Annotated in this window: 1 protein-coding gene; it reads left to right on the forward strand. The window is 48.2% G+C overall.

The features are described 5' to 3' along the window. Positions 1–674: IS256 family transposase (locus tag EI162_RS14435; RefSeq protein ID WP_192524982.1), on the forward strand; the 674-nt coding region annotated here is incomplete at both ends.

Below are 674 nucleotides of genomic sequence, written 5' to 3' on the forward strand. Positions count from 1 at the left end.
GTCGACATCTCAAGCAGCTTGGTTTCCAGAGTCACTGACAACATCTTGGATGACATCACCGCTTGGCAGAACCGGCCACTGAGCAGCGTCTATCCTATCGTCTACTTAGACTGCATTGTCGTCAAAGTTCGTCAGGACAAGCAGATCATCAACAAAGCTATCTATCTGGCCTTAGGCGTTGCTCTTGATGGTAAAAAAGAGCTGCTTGGCATGTGGCTATCAGAGAACGAGGGCGCTAAATTCTGGCTTGGTGTTCTCACTGAGCTACAAAACCGCGGGGTTCAAGATATCCTTATTGCCTGTGTCGATGGTTTAAAAGGCTTCCCTGATGCCATCAATACGGTCTACCCTAACGCTCAGGTTCAGCTGTGTATCGTGCATATGGTGCGCTATTCGATGAAGTTCGTACCTTGGACGGACAAGAAGGCCGTAGCAGCTGATTTAAAGGCCATCTACGGTGCTGATACGCTTGAGATGGCAGAGGCCAACCTTGAGCACTTTGATGAAGTATGGGGTAAAGAGTACCCGCATGTCATCAAGTCTTGGCGCAATAACTGGGAGGGCTTAACGGTGTTCTTTGGTTATCCTAAAGACATCAGAAGAGCGATTTATACCACCAATGCGATAGAGTCGCTAAACAGTGTGATTCGAACGGCGGTGAATAAGCGTAAGGT

Origin of the sequence: Psychrobacter sp. FME6 (assembly GCF_014861365.1) — a bacterium.
Taxonomy (GTDB): Bacteria; Pseudomonadota; Gammaproteobacteria; order Pseudomonadales; family Moraxellaceae; genus Psychrobacter.